This is a genomic window from Pseudohongiella sp. (genome assembly GCF_011050365.1).
Taxonomy (GTDB): Bacteria; Pseudomonadota; Gammaproteobacteria; order Pseudomonadales; family Pseudohongiellaceae; genus Pseudohongiella.
The window spans coordinates 74,602-101,092 of the sequence record NZ_DRFV01000010.1 but is presented as its reverse complement, the minus strand read 5'-3'; the positions used below and the strand labels follow the sequence as shown (position 1 = coordinate 101,092).

Sequence of the window (26,491 nt, the reverse complement as noted above, 5' to 3'; positions counted from 1 at the left end):
GCAGTTCTAACACTGGCAAACAGCCTGGCAGGTCTCCCGGTGTACTCAGTGCGATACCACACAAATAAAATAATCTGGAAATCCGGGCGTGCATTGCCCTGTGGAGTTTTCAGAAACAGGGCCGGATGGGGGCAGGCCGATACTGTTCAGAAGGTCGGGATCCATTTGGACCATTCTTCAATCAAATAGTGGGCACATTTGCTGGCTATCCGCTCAGCAGTGGATTCGGTCTGTGTATCTATTGAAAGGGGTCGACAGGTATCTCTTGCCAGCTGACCAGTTGCACATGAACGTCAAAGCGGTCTATGCCGTACTCGATCGTCATGGACAAAACCCCTGTGGTGTTAGTGCCGGTTCATAAGTGGAATTGCTCGTGGCAATGACGGCACGGTCGCGGCCACGCCGCTTGGCTTCATACAGGGCGTCGTCAGCGCGCCGCAGCAGTTGATCCGATTGTTGCTCGCTGTTGTCCTGGCAGGCAATGCCGAAACTGAGACTGACACGCAGCCCCAGGCTGAAGGGGGCCTTTGCCAGCGCAGCGCCCAACTTGGTGGTGATGGCTGCTGCCGAATCACTGGCGGTGTCAGGGCAGATGATGAGGAACTCTTCACCGCCCCAGCGTCCGCAGAGATCGCTGGCGCGCATATTACGGGTCAGCACCTCAGCAACTTCCTGCAATATTTTGTCCCCGGTCAGGTGGCCATGTTCGTCATTGATGCGTTTGAAAAAGTCGATGTCGCACAAGACCAGCGTCATGGGTTTGCCGCTGCGGCGATGGCGCTCGATTTCCTGCTGTAACAACGTGTCCAGATGGCTTCTATTGGACAACCCCGTCAACTTGTCTGTCACCGACAGATGTTCCAATTCCGCAAACGCCTCCGCCCGCGATCGCTCATACAGGCGAAACAGAAACCAGTGAGCCAGCAACACTTCAACAATGTTCAACCACGCACCTAGTGTTACCGCCGTCTGTGGCCAGTCGGGCAGGCGCAGATAAACAAAGCCGATGACATAGCTGAACACCAGTCCGGTGAGCCAGGCGCCGGCGCGTCGGCCCAGCAGGAAAAATGCCACCGGCGGCAGGATGGTGACCCAGATGATGGAATAATTGCGTCCCTCTGCCATATGAATAAAACTCAAAAGCACGCCAATCAGAACGACCACGACCAGCCACGATGCTATCAGCAAGTGACCGGAGCGGTGAAAATACAGCAGCGCCAGGGCAACCCCGACAGTACCGGTGTAATCCAGGGCGGCCACTTTGTAGCTGGCAAAAACGAAAACGTTAATGCTGCCGATCACCGTAAAGTACAGCGCCATGATAATCAGGATCGCATACACCAGGCGCGTCTGATGGTGAACGGGGCCGACGTTGGCGGGTCGGTGATGTGAGTGCGGCAAAAAAGCCATAATGTCAGCCAGAGTAACGGAAGCAGCAATTACGTCATGATCACTTGAATGACGCTTGCAGGCAAGTCCTGTCCATGTCGTGACAGGCGGCGTCAGTCTGTCGGCGGAAACGCCAGTACGTCAATGTGGCCGATCAGGCCATGGCCGCTGGCGGCATGGGACAAGCGGAACGCCTGCCACTCGTCGAGCGCTGCCGCAGACAGAGCGTCATCGTCGGCGACCGCAGTACGAATACCCCGGATCAGATCTGCAACCAGCGCCTGTTGATCTGGCCCCAGCAGCCAGGCACTGTCACCGGTAAGCACGCGATAGCCGGCGTTTTCCAGCATCGATTGCATATACCCGGCTGCGTCCGGCCCCAGTGCTGGCCCCATGCCTTTGTCCCGGCGCTGATCCTGATTGAATGCCATGAGCACGGCTTCATCCAGCGGATGCACCGGCGTCCATTCAGTCCGGCCATCGTAGTTCAGTGCGGCATAAATGGCGGTAGGTTGTGTGCGCAATCTGGCGATCAGGGCATCAACCAGCTCCTCAGATACCAGGTCGAATAACGCGGACGCCGACAGCAGTGCGGCGCCTCCCAGAGGCAAGGCATCAACCTCCTGCAGATCGGCCTGATAGTCTTCCACAATCTCGCCCTGGCTGTGTCGGCGCAGAGCTTCGTTGAGCAGGGCCGGGTCGTGATCGACGAGCCGCCAGACGCATTGCTGTGCTCCCAGCCCGGTCAGCGCGCGCAGGGTGGAACCGGTGCCAGAGCCCAGGTCAACGATGATCGGGGAAATGTCTGCGTCGGCCTGCAGAAAGTTGACCAGGGTCGTGGCCAGTCCTTTATGGCGTGCGGCCTGGTCGGCCGGTTCGCGCAGATCGAGCCAGTTGACGGAAAATCCGCTCATGGGTTATGCCTCATAATGTCTGTGTTGATGTTCTGTGGTACTTGCCACTGTCTGCAATACACGGATGACCCGGGCAGCGGTGTCCTGCCAGTCTGGCAGCTCGGCCGCTGCCGCCTGGGCGCCTTGCCGTAACGCCTGCAAGCGCTCCGGTTGGCTAAGAATGCTGCGTAGCGCGGCTGCCAGTGCGTCGGCATCGTCGACAGGCACCAGCATGCCCGCGCTGGCCGGCACAACATCGGGAACGGCACCGGCATGTGCCGCCACCACCGGCAGGCCAAACGACAGTGCTTCGGCGAACACCATGCCATAACCTTCAAACCGGGACGGCAACACGAAAATATCGGCTGCCGTATACTCCGCATTCAGGTCGTCGATGCTACCAGTAAAGTGAACACGATGATCCAGACCCAGAGTAATGCTTTTGTTTTTAACAAAACCCGACCAGGCCGGGTCAAAGTGATCGCCGCCAACGATACGTGCGCTCCAGGCCAGGTCCTGTATCTGCGACAATGCCGTTATCAACACATCATGGGCCTTGCGCCGGGTCAGTGTGGCCACCGTCAGCAGGCGCGGCGGATTGCCCCGGCACGGCGCAAAGCTGCGTTTGCGGGTGCCGGGCAGGGCAACGGTAATGTTTTCCGGAGCAATGTCAAAGCGGTTTTTTAACAGGGCCGCAGTGGCCGGGCTGGTGACTACCACAGCGCACGCCAGCGCCAGTGCTTTTTTCTCCGACCGGAACAATGTGTTCGCCAGATCGGCGTCAAGCCCGGACTCAAGGGCCAGCGGATGATGGCACAGGGCGATGATATTGAGGCGTTGGTGCTCTTGTTCAGCAATCGCATCCATGACGCCATAGGCCAGTCCGTCGATCATTACCAGGGCATGATCGGGAATGGCGGCCATTTTTGCGCCCGCATCGGTCAGCGCCGCAGCGTCAGGCGCGGGAAAGCGGGATGACAGGACAACGTGGTGAACCCTGATGCCGGCGGCTTGCAGGGCCCGGATCAATTCGCGATCGTAGGCATAACCGCCGGTCAGCGTCTGCAACTCTCCGGGAATGACAAAATACAGTTCTGGCTTCAAAAGACATCCGTCCAGCGTAATCGGGGCTCCATTGTATGCAAATGCCGCACGCTTACCAAACAGCATTCGTATTGCCAATACGCGGGGGCAGAAAACCGGATCGTGTCGGCGAGCGTAGACTACAGAACAACGCAGTTCAACCAACTGAAGGCGGTAGCTTGCCTAATGCATGGCCGCACCGTAGTATTTCCAATTATGATGAACCTCAGGGCAGTTAAAGCAGGCAGCGCCAAACCCACGGTGACCCGGATCACCTCCGGACGTATACCGACTGAACACGGTGACTTCCAGCTGGTTTATTACACCAATTCAGTGGATAACAAAGAGCACCTGGCATTTTGCATGGGCGATGTGTCAGGTGAGGATATACTGACCCGTGTGCACTCGGAGTGTTTCACCGGCGATGTCATGGGTTCGCGCCGTTGTGACTGCGGCGAGCAACTGCAGCGCTCCATGGCCATGGTGGCCGCCAAAGGCAGGGGCGTGATTGTCTATCTGCGCCAGGAGGGCCGGGGTATTGGTCTGATGGCCAAGCTGGACGCCTACAATCTGCAGGATCAGGGTTATGATACCGTTGATGCCAACCTGATGTTGGGTCATGGTGCCGATGAGCGCGAATACTCGCTGGCCTCCTGTATACTGGAAGACCTTGGTGTGGCGTCTGTGCAATTGATGACAAACAACCCGTTAAAAATTTCCGCATTGCAGGCGTCCGGTATCAATGTCAGTTCGCGGGTGTCGCTGGAAGCGCCGGTCAACACTGACAATGAAGCCTATCTGCTGACCAAGGCCAAGCGTATGGATCACATGTTGGTGATGCCTGCCAGGGCCAGAGAAACCAGCCAGGAAGAGAATGAACCTCAATCAGCAAATTGAGGACTGGTTGCTGTCTCAGCGTGAGCAGTCCGATGTCGGCGACCGCCCGTTCGTTACCTTGAGTTATGCGCAGAGCTGGGATGGCAGTATTACCTTGCAATCAGGTGAACCCCTGGCTTTGAGCGGGGACCCGGCCATGCAGTTGACGCATCACCTGCGCAGTCTGCATGATGGCATACTGGTGGGCATCGGCACGGTATTATCGGATGACCCCAGGCTTAATGTGCGCCAGTGGGACGGACCCGACCCACAGCCGATTGTGCTGGACGCGCGCTTTCGAATGCCACCTGCCGCCCGTTTGTGTCACCTGTCAGAGAAACGCTGCTGGGTGTTGACCAGTGCTGATGCAACATGTCCGGAGGACTCGGCGTTGGAAATTATCCGTTTGCCGGGAAATGAAGACGGACAGGTATGCCTGCACGAAGCCTTGCGTGAGCTGAAGCGACGCGGCATCAATAGCCTGATGGTGGAAGGTGGCGCCAATGTGATCACCGGCTTTCTGAAGCAGAAGCTGGTCGATGCGATTGTGTTGACCGTAGCGCCCAGACTGGTGGGGGGCTACAAGGCGGTGGGCGACCTGGCGTTTGCTGAGCGCTCGTCGTTGCCGCACATTGCTCCGCTATTTACCGACACCCTGGGTACCGATCTTATCATGTGGGGGCAGGTGCAATATAAACAGACAGAAGCGACCAGCGAAGGACACGCCAGATGAACGGCCCGATAAAAAATGTTGACAGCATCACGGCACAGCAGCTGTGGTTCACCGGGCCGGAACAACTGGAAGTCAGGTCTGTGCCGCTGGCGCCGCCCGGGCCGGGGCAGCTGCGGGTGAAAACCCTGTGTTCGGCGATCAGTGCCGGCTCCGAAATGCTTGTGTACCGTGGTCAGCTTCCTGAAGAAATGTCACTTGACGCCAGTTTGCAGACACTGCAATCGGCGGCTACCTATCCGCTGCAATACGGTTATGCCTGTGTCGGTGAAGTTGTTGATACGGGCGAGGGTGTCGACTCGGCCTGGGTGGGTCAGCGGGTGTTTTCGTTTCAACCGCATGCGTCGCACTTTGTGGCCACAGCAGAGCAGCTGACCCCGGTGCCTGATGACGTGGCCACCGAATCGGCGGTGTTTTTGCCCAATATGGAAACCGCCGTCAACCTGGTGCAGGACGGCGCGCCGATGCTCGGTGAACAGGTGATTGTTGTCGGGCAGGGCGTTGTGGGCCTGCTGCTGACCGGTGTGCTGGCGCTGCATCCTCTGTCGGCGCTATACACCTTTGACACTCTGGAGAAACGTCAGCAGCAGTCACTTGCCCTGGGTGCCCGCGCCAGCCTGAGTCCGCTGGCTGATCTGAGCGAGCTGCAATCGCAGTCCCTGCAAGGCAAAGGCGCCGATCTGATCTATGAAGTCAGTGGTGTGCCCGATGCGCTCAATCTGGCGATCACGCTCAGTGGTTTCGACAGTCGCATTGTCATTGGCAGCTGGTACGGTAACAAGTCCGCTGCCATCGCGCTGGGTGCGCAGGCGCATCGCAACCGTTTGAAGATCACTACCAGTCAGGTCAGTACACTGGCATCAGCGCTGTCCGGTCGCTGGGACAAAACGCGTCGCTTTGAGCTGGCCTGGCAGATGATCCGACGCCTGCAGCCTCAAACACTGATCAGCCACCGCAGGGCGTTGAACGATGCCGGGTCACTTTATCAACTGCTGCACGAAGGCCACGCCGATGTGCTGCAGGCCGTTTTTGTTTATGACTAGCATGGCGTAAATTTTGCCAAACCCAATCTGAAAGGAAGAAACATGTATACCGTTGCCGTGACCAAAGACTTTATTGCCAACCATTTTCTGATCGGTGGTGACTGGGGCAGTGAAAATTTCCCCCACGCCCATCACTATGTTGCCGAGATCAGCATCGAGGCAGCCGAGCTCGATAAACACGGCTATCTGGTGGATATCGTGGAGATTGAAGCCGCGCTTGACAGTATCGTTGATGATTTCCGCGACAGCATGCTCAATGAAAAGCCCGAGTTTGCCGGACTCAATCCCAGCATCGAACATTTCAGCCGCATTATTTGTGAGCGCATGCTGGACACAATAAAGCCGCCAGGTGCAGGTTCATTGAACGTCAAGCTGTGGGAAAACGCGACCTGCTGGGCGGCGTATAAAAAAGCATTCTGACCTATGTGTCAGGATCAGGCCGGTTGAGTCGGTGCGGGACGGGCGGTTTGCAGCGCGCGCAGGCATAACAGGCCAGAGAGCAGCACCACCACATCGCGCAGGCGCATCAGGGCAATCAGCCCCAGTGCTGATTCCACTGGCAGGGCCAGACTTTGGAACGTCCAGAATACGGCGGCTTCAAGCGTACCGATGCCGCCCGGCAGAGGCAGCAGTAGCGCCAGCCGCATGGCAACCAGAATCAGCGCCAGTTCAACAGCATTGAGCCTGATGTCAAAGAAGGCCAGCACCAGCCACACTTCAAAAATCATCAACGCCCACCCCAGCAATGATAGAACCAGCGCAGTGAGCAACGCCGGCTTTTGCGACCTGACCACGGCTTTCAGGTCGCTGCCCATCAAATGCCAGTGCTCACCCAATGTTTTCAGTCGCGGACTGCTGAGCCAGCGGGCACCGGCTTTTTCCAGCCGCGCGGACAGCAGGGCCGGCTGCCGTACCAGGAGCCAGGCGATGGCGGACAACACCGCCAGCAGGGTCATCATCAACAGCAGGATCATTTGCCAGTCGCTGTTTTGACTGCCTGCCTGCATGCCCGACTGTGGCGCGAGCAGCAACAGGCTGACACCCAGCAGTAACATCATGAAATTGATCCACAGCTCATAGAACCGGTCCAGTGCCAGCGACAGCACCGCACGATGAACCGCCATGCCCGCGCGTTTGTACAGCCAGTAGATCTGAAATGGTTCGCCACCAAAATGCGGCGCCGGGGTGATGAAACTGACGGTTTGCCCGGCCTGGCGGATCAGCAGCATTTGCAGGAACCCGGGCGCTTTGCCCAGCATGCAGCCCAGGCGGCGCCAGCGTTCGGTGCTGACCATGATCACCAGCAGGTTGACCAGCGTCCACACCAGCCACTGCTGCCAGCTCAGCTTACCCAGAGTGTCGCCGATGCCGGCCAGAGGCATTTGACTGAGCGTCCATGTCACCAGTACCAGTGCAACGGGCCATAACAGCAGGGCAATCCAGCGTGATTGTGGCATCAGGCACCATCCTGTCGATTAACCCAGTCGTCGTCGGCCTGCCACAGACTGAACCGGCCGCAGCCCAGCAGCAGAATGGCGACGGTGGCGAACAGGCAGACAAGCAGTGGGCCAGAGTCAATGGGTGCAGGCACGGTCCAGGCCAGCAGCATCAATAACAGGACGGCGCCGGCGCGTCCGGCCAATCCCAGTGCCATCAGCAGGACGGCCAGTGCGATCAATGCGGCGACCACAATTTCCGCAGGTGTCAGCGTCATGGCCGGCCGGACGAAAATCAGATACGCGCTGAGCACCACCGCCACACGCATGGCTGGCAGCAGCCAGCGTTGGGTGAGCTGGTGCAGTTGCCGGAAGCGGTTGCCCGTGCCATGCGCTTGGGGCCGGAGCCGACCACTGACCAGTAGCCAGTCCACCCAGAAACCGGTCAGCAGCGGCACCATGAAACCAAACCCGGCCAGCACCGTGATCTGGGCCTGGAAAGGCGGCCACAACACCACGGCGACATAGCCCATCTGGAAACCCGCCAGAGTTCGGCGCAGAGGACTGGGTGGCAGCGGGTAAACCGGTTTGTTGTGCTGTTGACGGATCCTGATGCCGATGACAAACAGATAATAGGCAACGCTTACCAGCAGATAAGCGGCGTGAATTTTGCCATGCTGCAGGGCCAGCAGTGGCGCCACCAGCAAACCCAGGGCGTCAAACACAGTATCAAGTTCGCCGCCCAGCAGGCTGGTCTGTTTGCTGCGGCGGGCGACAAAACCATCGGCGCGATCCAGGATTGCCGCAATCGAATACAGCGCGGCCGCCGTCCACAGCAGTACAGGGTGCGTGATCAGTACCCCGGGAATGAGCAGGAAACCGCCGGTAACCGCAATCAGCCAGCCGCGCCCGAGTGTCATCCGGTTGGCCCAGCCCAGTGTCGGGTAGAGCGGGGCGGATGGGTTGGCGCGGTTGAGCGGCAGACGCTTGCGGGTCTGTTGCCAGCCCAGCAGCCACAAGGCAACAGCGGCGGTCAGAAACAGCAGTGCTGCATTGACGGTGGTCAACGCGCAGAGCAGCCCTGCAAAAAGCAGCAACCCGGCACCACCGGACAGCACAATTCGCGTCAGTTCGGTTTGCAGGGGCTTCTGTTCAGTTATCTGGGTCATTGAATGCGATGCATCGTCGGGTTAGCGGCTGGGAATCCATCGGGGAAGCCTAGCACAAATACCCTGATACGTGCCTTTCAGTAAACCGACACTTGGTTGCTGGCCCGGCCAGACAGTGTGCTAGACTGTTCCGGGTCCATCTGAAGACTGCAGGTGCATGAGTTTCTTACTGAAATTATTCATCAGGATATTGTCGGGCATTTGCCTGGTGTTGCTGTCAACGTCTTTGCTGGCTCAAGCACCTGCGCGTCCTGCATTGCTGACCTCCACACCGGTCACAGTGGCGGATTTGCCGGTGCAATCCGGTCGCACCGGCAGTCTGATTCTGTTGCCCGGACCGGTTGTTGCTGAATCGGATGTCGCCGGCGGGCGCGCGGCTGTCGGCCTGATCCGTGAGTTACAGGCTGACGGGGTGCCGGTCCTCCCGGGTACCTATGCTCATTTGCAACAAATCCTGCAGCAACGTGATTTATTGTTCTGGCAGATTCCGGTGTGGACGGGTGTCGTCAATCTGCTGGTCGCACTGATACTGCTGCTGGTGTTACTGAGAAAAACCGCGCTGCCGCTGCTCAGGTGGCTGTTCAGTCTGGCGTTTGCGGGCAACCTGTATTATCTGCCCATGCTGTTGTCGCTGCCGGCGGCAGTGCAGCTCACTGTCAACGTACTGTATTTTATTGCCATACTGATCTTTTTGCGCATGCTGCAAACATCCGTGTCAGCGCTGTCAGGAAGTGGCACCCGGCTGCCGCAGGCAGTGTTCAGGGTGGCGGTGTTGAGCCTCCTGCTGCTTATTGGTGTCGACAGCGTAGTATTGATTGCAGGCCTCGAGCTGGCAAATCATCCCGGTATGACACCGCAGCTGGTACCGGTCGGTCAATTGGCCGGGGTGCTGGCGGCATTGTATTTTCTGACCAGCCGACACGCTGAGATGCGAGCCGAACTGACGATACTCAACGCGTCGCTGGATCAAAGGGTGGCCGAGGCCACTGCCGAGCTGCAGCAGCGTTACCGACAGCTCACACGCGATGCGCTGGAGGCCGCGCGCATGAACGAGCGAAGCGTTATTTACCAATCCATCCACGAAGATCTCGGCGACAAGTTATTGCAGCTGATGTATTCCGCCGGCGACCGTGACACGATGGATCTTGCTCGCTCTGCACTGGCCGAGTTACGCGACTCGCGCAGTCTGCTGCCGGATCACTGCCGGCCACTGACTGAGGTGCTGGCGGATATTCGCAGCGAAGCCCAGAGTCGTTGTGATCAGGCAGGCATTGCCTTGAACTGGCAGCAGGATGGAGCGCTGGCTGAGGCCTCGCTTAATGCCCGCCAGCACTCGGCACTTGGCCGAACGGTGCGGGAAGCGTTCAGTAACCTGTTAAAACATGCCCGGGCCAGCACCGCGACTGTCAGCGTGCGGGTATCAGATAGTCGCCTGTTTTACAGTATCGGTGACAATGGCAAGGGCATCGCGGCGCAATTTTCGCCGGGACGTGGCCTGATCAACATGCATAGCCGGGTTAAAGAACTGGGCGGTACGCTGAGGCAGTCGTCTGCTCCGGAGGGGGGTACGACACTCGAATTCATGCTGCCGTTGCGTGCGGCGGCAGAGGGCGCGCCAGCGGCTGATGGTGAGCTGGCCGGGAACACAGTATGAGCTTGCGCCTGTGGCAGATAATCGTGGGTGTTGTGGTCGTGCTGGTCATGGCCGCGCTGGCACTGGTGACGATGTTGTCGGGTGGACAGCCCGATTCTGCTCGCGGCTCACTGTTCCTGACTTCGGCGCAGGCAGCAAGCAGTGGCCTTGTGTCGCCGCAGCAATCCAGCCCGCCGTGGTATCTCGGCGATGATGCCTGGCGGCCAACCCCCTTGCCCCGTTCCTGGTCTGCGGACAGTCTGCAGCCGGCAACAGAGACCCAGGCCTGGTACCGGCTGCCGCTGCCACCACAGGCGCATGACAACAATTGGCGACACCTGTTGCTGCTGCGCCACATGATGAACATGGAAGTGTGGCTGGATGAGCATTATCTGGGCAGCGCCGGTCCTCTCGCTTCGGGTCAGCTACAACGCAACTGGAACCGACCGGTGACATGGACGTTACCCGAAGCACTGGTTACCGGTGCGCCGCAGATGCTGTATGTCCGGCTACATTCGGCGCCAAATTTTGGTGTCATGAGCCCGATGATTCTGGGCGATGAGGCAACAGTTACCAACCGTTACCGGCTCAACTACTTTTTGCAGATCGACCTGGTCAAAATCAGCTTGTTGGCGATGGTGTTCATTGCCTGCCTGGGTGCGTTTGTGTGGGCGCGAATCCGGCAGGGACACTGGCTGCTGATTGCTTTGATGAGCATCAGCTGGTCGTTTCCGCTGCTCTATATTCTGTTGCCGACGGTGCCAACGGTGCTGCCGGGCGAGTTTGATTTCCTGCGCCTTTCCCACTGGGGAACAGTGGCCGGCGCTTTGTGTTTGCTTGCTTTTATCTATTCGTACTATTTGCGGGTGGCAGTGAACAGACTGCGCTGGCTGCTGGCGGTGTCGCTGGTACACGGCGTGATCCTGCTGGCGGTGCCTGATCGGCAGGTCGTTTTTGCCGGCAGCATCGGTCAGCTTTTTGCGCAACTGCTTTTTGTCATACTGATCATTCAGCTATTAAGGGTCAGGTCTCTGCGTAACACTGAAGTCTATAGCATCATCGCAGGCCTTGTGATCATGCTGATGGCGGCAGGTCATGATGTTTCACTGGCGATCAGCAACAGCATGGAACGTTGGCGCTGGGACATGTTTGTGTCATATATCACCCAGCCGGTGATGATGATTATTGTTACCTGGCACGGTGTCAGGGCTTACCTGGACAGTGTGACCAGGCTTGACGATATCAACAGACAGTTGCTGCATCGTCTGGCGGAAGCGGAAAAGAACCTGCGCGAGGTGTTCAGTCAGCAGGTGAAATTGCAGCGCGACAATCATCTGGCATCGGAGCGCGAGCAGGTGTATCGCGATCTGCATGATGATATGGGGGCGCGCCTGCTGTCGCTGGTGTTTAAAGTAGAGCAGGGCAAGGCGCGGGATCTGGCACGAAGTGCACTGCAGGACCTGCGGGATATTGTCAGGTTGGTTATGCATGAAGAACATCAGCTTGCCGCGGTGCTGGCAGATTGCATGGCCGAAAACGAAAGCCGGGCCTCGTCCCTGCAAAAAACGTTTAGCTGGCATGTCAATGACATGCTTGACGGTATCTCGTGTAGCAATCGCAGAATGCTGAAGCTGCGCCTGCTGCTTCGGGAGCTCAGTGGTTTCTGGTTGCGGATGCCGGAAACCCGCTCCCTGACTCTGACGGTCAGTCTGGTGGACGACAACAGCGTGGGTATTGACGGCAGGGTATTGCAGGTTGAGGTGACTATCGAGGGGAGTGCGGCGGATGATCCGGCTGGTGTGCCTCCGCTGCTGCACAAACGGCTGCGTGCCCTGGATGCCGTCAGTCAAGTGCACACCGGCGCTGGCCAAGGCATGAGTGTATGTATACCGTTACCTGTCACGGCGGCGACGCCACCGGATTCTGCACAACAGTCGCTGTCCGGTTAAAACATGCTCTGCGTCACCAGGCCGCGGCGGGAGGCTTCCATGGTGGCTTCGGCGCGACTGGATATGTTGAGTTTGGCGTAGATGGATTTGACGTAACCGGCTGCCGTATTACTGGTGATGCCCAACAGGCCGGCGACTTTGGGTGTGCTGTAACCCTTTGCGATCAGGATCAGCACTTCTTTTTCGCGCGCAGTCAGGTGAGCGGGGGCGACGTCTTCGCGTGGATTGAAGAAACCCAGCAGGCGCCGTGCGATGGCAGGTGACAGCGGCGGCTGCCCGTCGACAATGTGTTTGAGCATACCGGTCAGCTCGTCACGGCTCTGATCCTTCAAAAGATAACCGGAAGCGCCGGCGCCCAGCGCCGAAAACAGGTGGGTATCGTCATCAAATACGCTGGTCACGATCGACATGACACTGCGGTGTTTGATGTTCAGTTCATTGATCAGGTCGATGCCGGAACCGTCGGGCAGACCAATATCAATCAGGGCTATATCGGGCAGTTGCGAGGTCAGGGCGTGGCGGGCGTCGGCCAGCGAACCGGCGGTGGCGATCTGTATTCCGGGAAATGCTTCACCCAGTGCTGTCGTCAGCCAGGCACGGGCCTCGGGCAGATCCTCGACAATCAGTCCGTAGCGCACGTGTCAGCCCCCGTGTTATTGATTTGGACTATAGATTAGCCGGTGTTGGGGGTATTGCCCACCCCTTGAATCGGGGGGCAGTTTATTTGTAGTGGTGCCCCGGGCAGGATTCGAACCTGCGACCTGCCCCTTAGGAGGGCAAAAATACCCCTTGCATCACGTGTCTATACTTTCTTAAGCATATGAATAAAAACAATATATGTTTTTTGATGTGTCTTATTGTTTGTGTTTGTGTTGCCATTATGGTTACATATTGGTCGCACAAAATTGAACCTCTGTCCTCTGCCTAGGAGAGAATGATGGCTAAGGCGCAAGCAAAAATCACGTCCATTTCTGACGCTGCTGCTCACCAGTTCCTGAAAGAGGCCGGGGAACGCGATGTTTTGTCATGCAAGCGAATTCCCGGTCTGAGCCTGATCAAACTGAAGAAGGGCGGATCATGGCGCTGGCGTTATACTGATCCGACAGGAAAGCGCCGGGTAGCGACATTGGGCAGTTATAACAACATGAAACCAGTGGCGGCTGCACAAACCGTGCTGGACCTGCAAAGCAACGATGTGGACCCGCTGCAGAACAAACAAGTGCGTCGAATAAAGGCTCAAGACGCCGCCAGGGAAGCAGAAGCCAGAACGCTGCGTCATTACCTGGATAACTACTATCGCCCGCACATGGAGCGAAGCTGGAAGGCTGATAACGCGAAAGCCAACTATAACAGGATCGCCGGTCACTTCGCTGACTTGCTTGATCGGGATATGGCCACGATCGACAAGATCGATATCAACAAATGGCAGCTTGAAACTGAAAAGAATGGCAGAGCATACAGCACTGTCCGACGCAATTTCGGGGCTCTGAAAACAATGATCCGCCGAGCAGTGAAAGATGGCGTCCTCGATTCAGACCCCTTGGCAAATCATAAATTGCTGGAACCCACCCTGAAAGACCAGCACAGCACTCGGGCTGATCCGGGCAAGTCTGAGCGGCGCCTGCTGAGCAACGAGGAGATTCACGGTGTATTGACTGGTCTTGACGCCTTCGCGGAGGAGTTGCGTCGGCAAAGGCGAAGCAGTCGTGCTCACGGTAAACCTGAACTGTCCGATCTTGATGACGTGAACTACCCTCACTGGTTTATCCCTTTTTGCCATTTGGGACTCCATACTGGGCTGCGCCCGGGCGATCTGTATTCCATTACCTGGCAGGAGTTAAATCTGAGCTCCAGCAGGTTGACAAAGGTGTGTGAAAAAACCTCTCATGCAATCCGCCGGGAGAAGAAGCCGGCAGTGGTCGATATGAGACTGAACACAACGATTAAGGCGGTCTTGGTAGCGTGGTGGGCGGATCAGGGCAAGCCGAGCACAGGTCTGGTATTTCCATCGCCGAAAACGGGCAGGCAATTGGACGTGCAGGCTCACAGAAGGCCATGGACCCACGTTAAACTATTGGGCGGATTGGCCGACGAACTTAACTTCTATGCATTCAGGCACCATTTTATCAGCGCGATGCTCGCTGCCGGTGTCCCGGTCTTCACCGTGGCGAAGCTGGCCGGCCATAAGGGCGTCGAAATGATCCTGCAGCACTACGGACACCTTTGTCCTGATCAGGCAGTTGAGGCTTTGGATATTGTGGCAAGCACGATTGCGTGCGGCTCATCAATCCCAGGCGGGGCGGTTTTGCGATGATGGACAGAGGCGAATTGTTGGAGTTGGCACGCACTCTTCTCATTCAAAACATAGATACAACCATTGGATATAATGATGGTAACGCTGTTGCTATGTTGTCATTTGCTTTTTCCACCGGGGTGGAATTACGAGACGAAGAAGATCGGCCGTGGCCGTTGTCGGGGGATGACTTTAACTATGGGACCAATAATTTCTCTGACTGTTTGTTGGCCCTACAACTTGGGCTGCTGGAATTTGTTGGCACGGATTTTTCACAATTGGTGGATCTTGCAAAGTACGATAGCGCAGCTTACGACGCGTGCTTGTACATCGCTACCTCGAATCTGGAGCGCGGATTAACACCAGAGCTGGCCGAGATGCTGCGAAACCACCTACAAAAGCCTTCCCGACCGAGGAAGGGTAACCGTAAGTTGGCTCTCAGGGACGAAGCCATTCAAATAAGTGTTTATACGGTTTGCCAGGAAGGAAAGATAAGTCCAACTCGTAACGGCAGGAACAACAATAGCGGCTGCGACATTGTGCAAGAGGCCATGGCGTCCTTACCTGAATACACACGGTATGGTTTGCCGAGCTATGAGGGCGTCAGAAAGATCTGGGATGAGCGGAGGCTTCTTTACAGGATTCAGTCCAAACACACCCGTAGGAAAAACTGAGCGCCGAGCTTTTCCCACCTAAGCAGTATCATCTGCCATAGTATTTGAAACACCGACAAACAACGTAGGTGTTCAAAGTGTCTATAGAAACAACGCAAAACAACAATCAGCGGAAAAAGCTGAATCAGGCTTTTTTGCGCCCTTCCGATGCAATGCATTATCTTGGCATCGGTCGAACGAAGCTCCACTTCCTCTCTGAGCATGACCCTGATTTCCCCCGGAAAATCCGCTTAAGCGCCCGTTGTGTCGGATGGATCAAAAATGATCTCGATGCATGGCTAGAAACCAAGTCTAAGCAGGGGGTGTGAGGTGACTACCCGTAACAATAGCCAGCATTCGATCGGGAGGGAGGGCATTCCCAGTGAAGCGACCATCCACCACGCTCTATACATCGCTGCCGTCGAGGTTGACGGTATAGATGCACTGATAAAGATTCGTAGCCAGCCCCAGGCTGTTGGTCTAGATTGCGAACCCTGGCAAATCGTTGATTCAGCCTTTGTGCTTATTCAGTGTATGGAGGAGGCATGAACAAGCGAGAAAATACCCCAAACGCCGCCAAAGCAAATCAGGACTCATCCCAAAAAGATCTGCAAATCGAGATTCTCACAGAGGCTCTAGGGGAAATACTCCGCGAACTTGACGCCGATCTGTATCAGTGTGTTGCTTGCATATCCGCTCTGTCTGCGGGCAAGCCCCTGACGCCAGCGGATAAAGCCATGATGCTGGCAGTAGCTCGCCGCGTACATGGATTGGCGAGGTTACAACAGCATGGATGATATGCCGATCAATCTGAATACCCTCGTTGAGCGCCAGTTTGCAGCCCCTGAACCAACAAACCCTTTTGACTGGATGGAAGATTTCACAATGTCGCTTGAAGAGGCCAGTGAGTTATCTGACCCTGAATTTATTATTCCTGGCCTGATTGTCGCCGGTCATCTGATTGTCGTTCCCGCACCGCCAAACGGCGGGAAAACCACCATCTTTCTCGATCTCAGCGCGGATATGGTAAAGCGCAAATATCAGGTGATTTACATCAACGCAGACATATCGGCAGGCGATGCCAAGGGCTTCATAGAAACTGCAGACGAGGCGGGCATCAAACTGCTTCTGCCTGATATGAAGGTCGGTAAATCGATGAGGGACATTGTCTCAAATTTGGAGAGGATGAATAACACAGCCGTGGATCTGTCTAAACATGTTTTCGTATTCGATACGTTCAAAAAGATGTGTGACGTTATCAACAAGCGGTCAGCGAAATCGCTGTTGGGTCTGTTGCGTAGTATGACCGCGAAGGGCGGCACCGTTATCCTGCTGGCTCACACCAACAAATATAATGACTCTGACGGTAAGCCGATCTACGAGGGCACAGGTGATCTTCGCAGTGATGTTGATGAATTGATCTACCTGATCCCTGAAAAGCATCCGGACGGAAGCATGACCGTTTCAGTTGAGCCTGACAAAACTCGGGCCCAGATCGAGAGGATGACATTTCGCATTTCCCCTGATCGACAAGTGACCCGCCTGGAGGAGTTCGAGGACGTTGCACAGCGCAGAGCGTTACGACTTCGTATGGAGTTGGACCAGGAGGCCATTGAACGCATCACCGAGGCGATAGAGGCCAATCGGATTAAGCAGTGCGACATCATCGAGTTTTGTGCGGAGCATGGTGTTTCGAAACGCAAGGTAGTGGCGTGCCTGAAGCATTACGCAGGGGGTGAAACACCGCTTTGGAAGGTCGAAAGAGGGCTCGAGCGCAATACAAAGTTCTATCACTTGGCGTGAAAAAGCTAGTCCCCGGGAAACTGTGTTTTTTGACACTTTTAGGATGGGGACAGCTTGAAATACTGAGGCGTGAAAGTCCTGAAAGCCACGCCGGTACTGAGTTTGACCAATATGATCAATGTGCACAGTTCGACCAACATACTCACTTTCAAGGGGCAAGGTCTAAAGACCCTGTATTTACAACACCAAGTGCAATATCAAGACATCGGACAAAAAAAGTTCATTGTAAAACTGTAATAGGAGATAAACCATAATGTTTAATGACCCAAGACTGGCAGAGAGAATTTACGAATTAAGAGCTTACTGCAAACAGAATAATCTGCCTGATGATGAGGTAGCCGTAATCGTTTTCAACTCAGCCTTCAATAGCCCGGATAGCCTGGAGATTCCGCCGGAATTATTAGCCTATCTCAAAAGAAATGGTCTTGCTTATGACATCATCATATGTGACTCACTGCTAACGTTGCCACTTAATTTTGTAGCTATCGATTCGCAAAAAAAAGATTTCCAGCGCGGGAAGCCGATTCTTTTCTCGGCCAAGGCGTATCTAACCATAGACAAGAGAACTCGGGGTGGGCAGGAACTTGGAATGATAGAGGTACATATTCGATCAGTCCTGGAAAATGTCATTTATTCGATAACTGAGCAACTGTTCGAATGTGAGAAAGCTCGAGAAGGAAGGAAAAAGCTCACTGCTGAGGTCCGAAGAGAAAACGTCGTCAAGTATCTCGCTGATAAATTGATAGAATCGTATTCTGACGTATCTTCAGAATCGAAAGACTGCATTTCCTTACTGACTACCTTCCACTCAGATGCGTCTAAAATTGGCCCTAATGCTTATTACAATACAGAGAACTTGGAAGCTGCGATTGAAGGTTTAGCCTCCGATTTTCTGAACTTATCGAAAGTTGAGCAACAGGGAAAAATAGATTTTGAGATCTTGCAAATAATCAGCCTCTTACGTTGTAAAAAACGTGCAAAGCAGCTCAGACTTGCTAGAGGTGATGAAGCGAAAGCTGTCTCTAAAGGTGAAGCCGTAAGCCCATCGAAACTAATCGAAATAGCTGGCACCCGCGACGACATTCATTTAGATGTGCTAGATCTGCTCCCCGCCGCATTCGCCGGTGATTTCAATCCGATGGAAATATTTCAGGTTCATGGTGGAAACAGTGGTCACTTTGAAATCCTGCAAAAACTCGGGCAATTAGCCAGAGGTAGGAAAAGCGTTAAATTCACCATAAATGAATTTCAAATCCTAGACGATATGCTGGATATCGTTGAGCGTTACCGGCAGCCGAGTTGGGAAGGAGATACAAATCAAACTAAGGAGGCTGCATTCTGGCACAAAGCGCTTACAGCCTCTATGCCTCTGCCATTATGGTACAAGCAATTACACGCACCGAGTAACCGGAAGTATATGAAGCTAAATTGATTCGAAATCCAGTTTATGAGCCTCTTGCGGGGCTAGATTGAAGCCTCAGATTAGCCACGCAGGAGGAAATCATGACTGCACAATTAGCTCTACCACAACACCATCTAATCCTAGCCGCTAGCGAAAAGGGAGGTGTCGGAAAATCCCTACTATCGCTGGGCGTGTGCGACTGGCTGTCTCTCGCAGGCAACCCACCATCAGTCATACAGATAGACCGTCAGCGTCGCCTGGCAGATGCTCTGGGTGGGGATGTGTTAACCATTGCGTCTGACCCAGCGGCTGCCAGGGTTAATCCTGAAATTGAGGTCCAGAGATTCAGCCCGTTGCTTGAAAGAATTGAACAAACACATTCAACATCCCCAGTTCTAATCGATGTCGGTGCGGGCGAGTGTGACAGGTTCGCCACTTGGGCCTCCCTGGTTGATCTTGAGGAAGATCTTTTGGATTGGGATATCCAATGCCACATCCTTATCCCTTTCCTCGCTGAAGCCGAGTCGATCCGGCAAGCCGCATGGACCGCCGAACGACTACAAAAAACGCTTCCCAGCGCATCATTCTATCTCGTGGAGAATCGCCGAGATGGCATGCTATCCCAGAAAAACTCTCAGTCTTCCGCCGCTGAAGCGGCCAAGAAGTACCTTAATCCGTGGTTTAAAAAATCAGGGAGGATAACACTGCCCGCAATACCAGCCGGATCCTGGCGCTCATTCGAATCCGCTAATTGCCGGTTCATAGACGTTGTCGACATGACCACAGCTGAGACCATGGCATTGACTGGGCTTCCACGTGCGGAATCCAAAATCGCCCGTGGCGACATCAGCCAGTGGCTGGTGTCTGTGTTCGATCAACTCGATAAAACGTTTACCATCAACGAGGCCCGAACATGAATAAGGAACAGTTCCGTAAGCAGGCTCAGTCTGCAATTTACGATGGATCGGAGGCCCGTGCTGACATAGCAAGATCACAAGCTAAGGAATTCCTAACCAAAAGTGGAGATTTCGATCCCCGTGTCCTGCAAAAACTTGGCAGCTCTGGTTTACGGCATTTCTTGTCCTCCATTGATCAGACATCTTTATTAGCTGAGTGCAGCATCAAAAAGCGGTCCAAAGAAACGATCGAACCATCAAAGCAGATTGGGGAATCGTTTGGCTGGAAGAAACAGCGTCGATCCGAGCCTTTGTGGACAATCCGAGCATTAATCTATGGCCTGTCAGCGGGTTTAATAATGCTGGCTCTATGCAACACCGCATTAAAAATGATCAATTTGGGGAGCTATTGAAATGTATACACGGAAACCGCTATTGACGTCAGTCACAATTGCCCTTTTGACAATGACACTCGTTTTTGGTGTGGCAACTATACACTGGTGGGACAGGGATTTTACAAGCCTGCAGGTTAACCTGTCAGATGTTTGGGAATACGTTTGGTCTGTCGGCTTCATAGCTCAGGGGAGTGGCTGCGGCATCGATATTGGTTGCCGCCTACAAAACACGAAATCACTATTGGAGATTCCTGCCATAAAATGGCAGCTGATTGTGATCGTGCTCGCAGGCGTTACCGGAGGATCAGTTGCGTTTTTTTATAAAATCAGGCACATACCCCTACGAGAAACTGCACAAACGATTCAGGGCACCCGACTCCTATATGACTCCGATGGCAGAGGATCAATCAGAGCAAAACTTAAGCGTGACGGGAAGCCTGACAAGGATTGCCTATGGTTGATGCCGTATGTGCAACTGACGCGCGCAGCAGAGTCGTTTTATACGATCCTATTGGGCGATCATGGATCTGGCAAAACAGGAATTCTTAGAGGGTGGCTAGAACAAATCCTTCAACACGACTATCGTCTCGTAATTCATTGCGCCAAAGGCGACTTCACAGCCGAGTTACCTGAGGATAATTTCATACTCAGTGCCATCAATGACGGACGAAGTTGGTGTTGGGAGCCCGGTCGTGATATTAGAAACAGCCAGGATTCAGCGGAGTTCTCCGCAAAATTTATTCAATCTGCAGATACCGGAGATAGCGTCTGGCCGAATTCGGCCAGGAGAGTGCTAACCGGCCTAATCGAATGCCTACGAAAGCAGCATGGCGTCAATTGGACCTGGGAGCACTTAAACGGGCAGATATTTCAATCTGCTAAGGATCTAAAGGAAACCTTGGAAAAGAACGGTTCTCCAGATTCGGTGCTGATCGTTGTGGAGACCGATGGGCAAATAAATCGGACAACTCAATCCATTCTCTTGACCTTGTGGATCGCGGCGCTAACAAATATCCTACCGTTTGTAGAGCTCTCTAGACGCACACCAAAATCACGACGGTTCAGCATTTCAGAGTGGCTGTCAGTAGACTCTAACCTACCAGGCAAATTGGTCCTCCAAAACTCCTCGGAACACCCGAATCTGTCAACAGCTATAAATGGACTATTGGTTGAGGTCATTGCCGGAAAAATTCTTTCAGCAAAGATGCCCAAGCGTTCGTCGCCGTGGTTATACATGATTTTAGATGAGCTTCCTGTGCTAAAAAAACTGCACCGATTGCCAGAGTTACTCAATGTGGGCCGCGAAAAAGGCGTGCGATGCATTGCCGCAGCACAGGATTGGGAGCAAGTTATAAAGAATTATGGAGACGAAGATGCTAAGACACTTGAAGCTCGCTTCAGAATAAAAGTCGTTTGTCAGCTTGGTATAAGTGAAACTCGGGGCCGTGTCGTGGAAAAGTATGCTGGTAGTCGTACGGTTGTTACATGGGATCCGGCCAGAAAAGATCACCCTTCGACGCGCCGAGAGTCGAAAATATCAGTCATTGAGGCTCATCAACTATCAGATGATTTAGGCGTTCGAAAAATCAATGGTCAGCTTCAGGTCAGAACAGCAATTTTTGGGCTGGGTGTGCCAGCTATAGTAAACATTCCTTTCACATCTTGGATTGAACGAAGGCCGTCACATGTCCCTGTTCAAAAAATACATCGCAAGAAAAGGAACGTCAATCGACACAAACCTCTTTCTTAGTCCGCCAGCAGCTATTGCGAAGGCCGTTTGTAACTAAAACGGCCATTTTTTCCTATTTTTATTCAAAATCTAATTTTGACATGTGGATCCATGAGAAAAGTACCCGTCAACTAATCGATTGAGGTAGTTAGAAATGGTGGCCACGTGGAATCCCGCAGCAAGCAGCAGTTACTACACAACTCAAACTCAGTATTACTTGGAGGGCAATCATATTCCTTCGGTCTGGTACTGTCCTTCGGGTCAACTCGACATTTATGACGGTAGTCAAGTTGATATTAGAGAATTTGAAAACCTATTCGCCGGTATTGATACTAATGGCGAGTCTCTTTTGCCTGCTTCCGGTAGGCGTACTGACCGTATACCGGCTTTCGATTACACAATGTCAGCCTCTCGGTCCGTGTCGCTCCTGTGGGCCGGCGGAGGCCCTGAAACTAAATTAGCGATTGAGCACGCGCAGGCCAAAGCAGTCCGCGCAGCTCTGAGTGTCTTGGAGCGGGAGGCTAGTTACGGCCGGCGAGGTAAAGGCGGTCTTTTTTACGAAAAGGTCGCCCTGACAGCCGCGTGTTTTCAGCACGGAGACAGCCGCCCTGCACGACATAGTGATGGGCGGGAGTTTGGTGACCCAAACCTTCACACCCACTGTGTGATACCGAACTTGGCAGTTCGAGCAGATGGCACTATCGGTGCGCTTCATTCCACTGTACTACGCGACTGGAAAATGGCGGCAGGCGCCACATATCACGCTGCACTTGCCTTCGAACTACAAAAACTGGGATACACGATAGATCGAATTGGTCACAATGGTACTTTCGAGATTGCGGGAATTGATGACGAGATTATCGGATACTTCAGTGCGAGACACAATGAGATTGTCGACGAGCTATCTGAAGCAGGTACAACAGGTAAAGAATCTCCAGAACTGGCTGCATCTGTATCCAAATCAACCCGATCTGCAAAGCTGCCGAGCCACGATCTTGATAGCGACCAGATCTGGAGAGAAGCAGCACTTGCCAACGGTTTCGACATTTCTGACCTCCATAGGCTGGCATTGGAGGCTGCAAATGGTCGAGACCTAGCGACGCTATCCGCTGATATCCTTCCAGATTACCGATCGGACGTAATCTGCGAGTTGATGGAAACACGCAGTGTAGTTGATCGGCGCGACCTGATTCGAGCGGGAACAGCTGAACTGGTCGGCTCAGGGCTGACACCTGAGCAGATTGCCAATCGAATTGAGGGTCTCGTCAAAGACGATGATTTTGTAGCTCTGGGTACCGACGTTATAGGTGCGCTTCGATACTCAACGCCAGATCGCATCAAGATTGAAAAGAATGTGGTCCACATCGCATCCAACATGGCCCAGGAGAACTGGCACGAGATTGATCCAGCAGACATAACGGAGCGCTTCCAGCAGCACGGATTAAGTGTGGAACAATCAGCAGCAGCTCTCGCCGCTTGCAGCACCGCTCGAATCGCTTGTATTGAAGGCAGTCCAGGGTCTGGAAAAACTACTACACTGGCACCGATCGTTGAGGCGTATAAAAACGCTGGGTTGCGAGTAATTGGCGCCGCATCAGCCTGGCGCATTGCCAATGAATTGAAAGTCGACCTTCAGATAGAAACCCGCGCGCTGGCGTCGTGGCTCGAGGTCGCTCATCATAACCATCGATTCCTCGATCATCGCACTTTGTTGATCGTTGATGAAGCTGGACTCATGAGCTCGGAGGATACCCACAAGCTGCTCCAGGCTGTCGAGAAATCTGGAGCCAAAGTTGTACTTGTTGGTGATCGGGATCAGCTGCAGGCCATAGGGGGAGCTGGTGGGCTCCCATTGGTAGCCAGGGCAGTAGAAAACAGTAGTGTATCCACTATTGTTAGACAGCACGAGGCGTGGGCACGCGACGCAGTGACAGCGCTTGGAAACGGAGATGCTGGGGCCGCGCTCGGGGCTTTTGCCGAGCGCGGCCTCCTCATAGAAGCTGAAGGAGACGCTGCATCAATCAGAGAGATTGGTGATCGCTGGGCACAACTCCGTCGGTCAAATCCTGCTAAATCTATGCTGCTCATAGCCAAAACGAATGCGGAAGTTCGAGCCATTAATGAGCAAATCAGGTCTCGATTAAAAGCCGAAGGAGTCGTTTACGGCCCGGAAATACCACTGAGTACGATTACACCTTCGGGTCACACGGCCAAAATTAATTTGGCCGCCGGAGATGAGATACGGTTCCTGAAACGGGACGACGGGTTGGGTGTAATCAACGGCACGACAGCAACTGTCTTGCACGTTGCGGGTCGAACGGAGAATGCTGATCTAGAGACTCAAGTCGTAGATGTCAGCATCCACGGCCGCCGCTTAAGTTTCCCACTGTCCACACTGGCTGATGATAAAAATCGATTGCCAATCAGCCACGCCTACGCATCGACTATTTACGGAGCGCAAGGCCTGACTGTCGATAACGCGATTGTGCTGCTTAGCCCTGCCTATGACAAACATGATACATACGTAGCGGCCAGTCGCGCGCGTGACAGCACACAACTTGTGGTTAATAAAAATATCGTCAACAAAAGCATCCGCCTCGGGCAGTCTGCTCCGTTTATCGATCGCGATACAGAGCCGTCACAAGCGGAGCGAATACGATGGCTGGCAGCACGTCTGTCCCGATCAAACATAAAAGAGTCGACTGTAGATTTGCTGGAGTACGAGGCCTGCAAGCGAGCGGCGCTTCAACTGAGACCACTCGATAAACGCCAGGATCTGGAATTGGGAGCGTAACTGTGACCGGGTGTACCATTGAACAGCGGCTTCAGAATAGTTTTTGGAAATCTGGAGTTCTAACGATGTCATAAATAAGAGTTTGGATAGCTGGCATCAGGTAATCTGCTGCTATGTTGCACCTGATAGGGGCATAGCCTGTATGGTAGCTATGACTGGACTTGACGGTCATAGATTGGCCATTTGTTGAAGTCAGGTTTACTTCAAAATTCCAAGTGCCACCATGAGCAGCTAACATGATCTTTCTTTCGAAAGTCAACTCTGCCACGACCACACTACCTGCTATCGAATTGGTTGCATTGACTTCGAATTGATCTGCATTGCTAAGCTCAGCGATCAGGCCAGATCGGATATAGTCCCCAGCTGTGGCCAAGTCAGGGAAGGGAATGCCCTCGTTGAGACAGTCAAGTGTTGTTTCAATACCTACACCATTTTCTATTTTACCAACTGAGACGCTTGTGGCCGGACTTTTTAGGAGCGCTTGTAGCGTTGATGGGTTAGAAACGTATCGCTCGACGTGTATTGGTCGAGCTGTTTCGCAGCCAGCCATCATTAATCCGGCGATCAAACAATAGGTTATCTTGAAAAAATGCATTCCTTCTCTCCTCATTGCTTGGCAACGTCGCGCTCATAATGCTCAAAACAGCGGCGCGTAGCATCCGGCCTTTTGCTTGTTTAGCGGATCGCAGGATAAGACGTGCTTACGCATAAATTGGAGTCGCCCGTATATTCTACTCCAAGATTTAAATTACGAAAGCGGTCGAAATACTGTCAGAGGTCACAAGCCTCTATTTTTCAGCGCTATTTTCATGCAGGGGTCCTTCACCCCTCAAAATCAACAAAAATAGACGGTATCCACGCGGCGGAGCCTCCGCGATTTTTGTTGATTTTTTCACCCCCGCCCGAGTCGCCCTCTGTCGGCAGAGGGTATGTGCGCAACCGCGAACACATACCCATAAGGCCTAATGAGGATTTGACAATGACTAACACTCCCCGAATCTATGTCGCAGACCTATCCGCCTACAACAGTGGTGTATTGCACGGTCGGTGGATTGAGGTTTTAGAAGGTGCAGGGTGCATTCGAGATCAAATTCAGGAAATGCTTAGAGCGTCACCAATGCCAGGGGCTGAAGAACATGCAATTCACGATTACGAGGGTTTTAACGGATATACCGTGGCTGAGTATGAAAGTATTGAGATTTTGTGCGAGGTTGCTGAATTTATGTCTGATTTTTCAGAGTTCGGCGGTCAGCTGCTAAACGTAATTGGAGATTTAGAGCAAGCGCGGCTAATCGCTGAGGAGGGTTATTGCGGTTTTTATGCATCCTTGGCTGACTACGCACAGGAATTGACAGAGCAGTGCGGTGATGTTCCTGAGCATTTAGCACCATATATAGATTATGAAGCAATGGGACGGGATATGAGAATGAACGGAGATCTATTAGTAATCGAGGTTGGTTTCGAAAAAGCTCATGTATTTCACAACATCTAATCCGCTCACAAGGATGCGTCAGGACTCGCGCAGTTTGCGAGTCCTCGCCAATTTATCCAAGATCGACTGATTGCTTCGGCCAGATGAAAGTGCTGAGGCTTCTGTGACGCTGTCTTTTCCAGGTTGGTCATTGTTCTCTGGCCGAATAGTTGGTTTCGTTCCTTCCACGCGATGCCGAGAGCTTATCCCGACAACTTTAGGTGATATCTGCGATACGCGCGGGGATCGCTGCCTGTTTGATGGTGTGGGGCGTTCCTGCCGTGTTTCAGTCGGTGGTGGGTTACGCTTTAGCTGACGGCTCACCGCGCTCCGCACATGGTCGGTGGGGATGGCACTGCCGTCGGGACGCCGGGCACCTGCTGCCGCCAACGCATTGGCGATCTGCGGCCATGTTGCGCCAGATTCGCGCAAATCCCGAAATAGCCCCAAATCAGCTCTGATTGCCCGATCCAGAGGCACATTGCCTAGAGGGCCAGACAATCGCTCAGCAAAAGCACTGAGCCTAACTCGAATTTTCCTATCCACACCCACCCCACAAACCGTAACAAAACGAAGCAAATCGTATCACAAAACTGATACGATTTGCTTCAAAAAGTTTCTCTCACACCTGTGCACCTAGATGTGCGGGAAACAAGCGATACATAAGCTCGATCCTAAATCGTGAACGGCATATACAAAAAAAGGTCTATAAATTTTAGAGATTGAAGTGCGTAGCGTGGACAAGATTATATTAAGCCCAATCGTGAGGCCATATCAGGCCATCCCCCGCCGTGGCTTGCGATACAGACTTTTGATGTGTTTAGTGGCATTTTCTTTATTTATCAATTAGATTA

General features: G+C 53.7%; 24 protein-coding genes. 17 read left to right on the top strand and 7 right to left on the bottom strand.

All coding sequences use genetic code 11. From position 1 onward, the window contains the following. Positions 1 to 321: 321 nt before the first annotated feature. The 3 genes from ENH71_RS09115 to ENH71_RS09105 form a co-directional block, all read right to left on the bottom strand. Entirely contained in the window at positions 322 to 1,410 is a 1,089-nt protein-coding gene (locus tag ENH71_RS09115; RefSeq protein ID WP_294133985.1) for a GGDEF domain-containing protein, read from the bottom strand. Between the two features lie 92 nt (positions 1,411 to 1,502). Next, positions 1,503 to 2,303 (bottom strand): class I SAM-dependent methyltransferase, encoded by an 801-nt coding sequence (locus ENH71_RS09110; protein WP_294133988.1) that lies wholly within the window; start codon positions 2,301 to 2,303, stop codon positions 1,503 to 1,505. Between the two features lie 3 nt (positions 2,304 to 2,306). After that, complete coding sequence (locus tag ENH71_RS09105; RefSeq protein ID WP_294133991.1) at positions 2,307 to 3,386, bottom strand: glycosyltransferase family 4 protein; 1,080 nt, start codon at positions 3,384 to 3,386, stop codon at positions 2,307 to 2,309. Between the two features lie 195 nt (positions 3,387 to 3,581). Here ENH71_RS09105 and ribA point away from each other — a divergent pair, with 195 nt between their 5' ends. Genes ribA through ENH71_RS09085 form a run of 4 tightly spaced genes read left to right on the top strand, consistent with a single transcriptional unit; the run spans position 3,582 to position 6,434 of the window. Continuing rightward, entirely contained in the window at positions 3,582 to 4,262 is a 681-nt protein-coding gene (gene ribA / locus ENH71_RS09100) for a GTP cyclohydrolase II (RefSeq protein ID WP_294133994.1), read from the top strand. Continuing rightward, the gene (locus ENH71_RS09095) at positions 4,240 to 4,974 is read left to right on the top strand and encodes a RibD family protein (protein WP_294133996.1); all 735 of its coding nucleotides are present in this window, start codon (positions 4,240 to 4,242) and stop codon (positions 4,972 to 4,974) included. Before ribA ends, ENH71_RS09095 begins: the two co-directional genes overlap by 23 nt. Further along, positions 4,971 to 6,014 (top strand): MDR/zinc-dependent alcohol dehydrogenase-like family protein, encoded by a 1,044-nt coding sequence (locus ENH71_RS09090; RefSeq protein ID WP_294133998.1) that lies wholly within the window; start codon positions 4,971 to 4,973, stop codon positions 6,012 to 6,014. Before ENH71_RS09095 ends, ENH71_RS09090 begins: the two co-directional genes overlap by 4 nt. 42 nt (positions 6,015 to 6,056) lie before the next feature. Further along, positions 6,057 to 6,434: a 6-pyruvoyl trahydropterin synthase family protein gene (locus ENH71_RS09085; protein WP_294133999.1), complete on the top strand. Its 378-nt coding sequence runs from the start codon at positions 6,057 to 6,059 to the stop codon at positions 6,432 to 6,434. Between the two features lie 14 nt (positions 6,435 to 6,448). On the opposite strand, the gene ENH71_RS09080 is transcribed toward ENH71_RS09085, so the two are convergent. After that, positions 6,449 to 7,471, bottom strand: coding sequence for a lysylphosphatidylglycerol synthase transmembrane domain-containing protein (locus ENH71_RS09080; RefSeq protein ID WP_294134000.1), 1,023 nt, complete (start codon positions 7,469 to 7,471; stop codon positions 6,449 to 6,451). Further along, positions 7,471 to 8,619: a CDP-alcohol phosphatidyltransferase family protein gene (locus ENH71_RS09075; protein WP_294134008.1), complete on the bottom strand. Its 1,149-nt coding sequence runs from the start codon at positions 8,617 to 8,619 to the stop codon at positions 7,471 to 7,473. Before ENH71_RS09075 ends, ENH71_RS09080 begins: the two co-directional genes overlap by 1 nt. Before the next feature lie 157 nt (positions 8,620 to 8,776). Between ENH71_RS09075 and ENH71_RS09070 the strand changes: the two genes are divergently transcribed. Then, the gene (locus ENH71_RS09070) at positions 8,777 to 10,273 is read left to right on the top strand and encodes a sensor histidine kinase (protein WP_294134012.1); all 1,497 of its coding nucleotides are present in this window, start codon (positions 8,777 to 8,779) and stop codon (positions 10,271 to 10,273) included. Continuing rightward, positions 10,270 to 12,201 (top strand): sensor histidine kinase, encoded by a 1,932-nt coding sequence (locus ENH71_RS09065; RefSeq protein ID WP_294134016.1) that lies wholly within the window; start codon positions 10,270 to 10,272, stop codon positions 12,199 to 12,201. The genes ENH71_RS09070 and ENH71_RS09065 overlap by 4 nt, the downstream gene beginning before the upstream one ends. Here ENH71_RS09065 and ENH71_RS09060 read toward each other — a convergent pair. Beyond that, entirely contained in the window at positions 12,198 to 12,839 is a 642-nt protein-coding gene (locus tag ENH71_RS09060; RefSeq protein ID WP_294137754.1) for a response regulator, read from the bottom strand. The genes ENH71_RS09065 and ENH71_RS09060 overlap by 4 nt on opposite strands. A gap of 299 nt (positions 12,840 to 13,138) precedes the next feature. Here ENH71_RS09060 and ENH71_RS09055 point away from each other — a divergent pair, with 299 nt between their 5' ends. The 10 genes from ENH71_RS09055 (at position 13,139) to mobF (ending at position 24,166) form a co-directional block, all read left to right on the top strand. After that, positions 13,139 to 14,515 (top strand): tyrosine-type recombinase/integrase, encoded by a 1,377-nt coding sequence (locus ENH71_RS09055; protein WP_294137752.1) that lies wholly within the window; start codon positions 13,139 to 13,141, stop codon positions 14,513 to 14,515. After that, a complete protein-coding gene (locus ENH71_RS09050; RefSeq protein ID WP_294137749.1) occupies positions 14,512 to 15,168 on the top strand; it encodes a hypothetical protein in 657 nt (218 codons plus the stop codon). Before ENH71_RS09055 ends, ENH71_RS09050 begins: the two co-directional genes overlap by 4 nt. Before the next feature lie 77 nt (positions 15,169 to 15,245). After that, the gene (locus ENH71_RS09045) at positions 15,246 to 15,476 is read left to right on the top strand and encodes a helix-turn-helix transcriptional regulator (protein ID WP_294137743.1); all 231 of its coding nucleotides are present in this window, start codon (positions 15,246 to 15,248) and stop codon (positions 15,474 to 15,476) included. A 216-nt stretch (positions 15,477 to 15,692) separates the two neighbouring features. Next, on the top strand, positions 15,693 to 15,944 hold the full coding sequence (locus ENH71_RS09040; protein WP_294137742.1) for a hypothetical protein: 252 nt from the start codon (positions 15,693 to 15,695) through the stop codon (positions 15,942 to 15,944). Next, a complete protein-coding gene (locus ENH71_RS09035; protein ID WP_294137738.1) occupies positions 15,937 to 16,950 on the top strand; it encodes an AAA family ATPase in 1,014 nt (337 codons plus the stop codon). The genes ENH71_RS09040 and ENH71_RS09035 overlap by 8 nt, the downstream gene beginning before the upstream one ends. A 253-nt stretch (positions 16,951 to 17,203) precedes the next feature. Continuing rightward, positions 17,204 to 18,382, top strand: a complete 1,179-nt coding sequence (locus ENH71_RS09030) for a hypothetical protein (RefSeq protein ID WP_294137735.1) — start codon at positions 17,204 to 17,206, stop codon at positions 18,380 to 18,382. A gap of 71 nt (positions 18,383 to 18,453) precedes the next feature. Beyond that, entirely contained in the window at positions 18,454 to 19,269 is an 816-nt protein-coding gene (locus ENH71_RS09025) for a P-loop NTPase family protein (RefSeq protein WP_294137734.1), read from the top strand. Then, complete coding sequence (locus tag ENH71_RS09020) at positions 19,266 to 19,661, top strand: hypothetical protein (RefSeq protein WP_294137732.1); 396 nt, start codon at positions 19,266 to 19,268, stop codon at positions 19,659 to 19,661. Before ENH71_RS09025 ends, ENH71_RS09020 begins: the two co-directional genes overlap by 4 nt. Before the next feature lies 1 nt (position 19,662). Beyond that, a complete protein-coding gene (locus ENH71_RS09015) occupies positions 19,663 to 21,393 on the top strand; it encodes a type IV secretion system DNA-binding domain-containing protein (RefSeq protein WP_294137729.1) in 1,731 nt (576 codons plus the stop codon). A gap of 133 nt (positions 21,394 to 21,526) precedes the next feature. After that, on the top strand, positions 21,527 to 24,166 hold the full coding sequence (mobF, locus tag ENH71_RS09010; RefSeq protein WP_294137727.1) for a MobF family relaxase: 2,640 nt from the start codon (positions 21,527 to 21,529) through the stop codon (positions 24,164 to 24,166). A 31-nt stretch (positions 24,167 to 24,197) separates the two neighbouring features. On the opposite strand, the gene ENH71_RS09005 is transcribed toward mobF, so the two are convergent. Next, positions 24,198 to 24,761 (bottom strand): hypothetical protein, encoded by a 564-nt coding sequence (locus ENH71_RS09005; RefSeq protein WP_294137724.1) that lies wholly within the window; start codon positions 24,759 to 24,761, stop codon positions 24,198 to 24,200. Between the two features lie 384 nt (positions 24,762 to 25,145). On the opposite strand from ENH71_RS09005, the gene ENH71_RS09000 reads away from it, so the two are divergent. Continuing rightward, entirely contained in the window at positions 25,146 to 25,658 is a 513-nt protein-coding gene (locus ENH71_RS09000) for an antirestriction protein ArdA (protein ID WP_294137719.1), read from the top strand. The last annotated feature ends 833 nt before the right edge of the window (positions 25,659 to 26,491 follow it).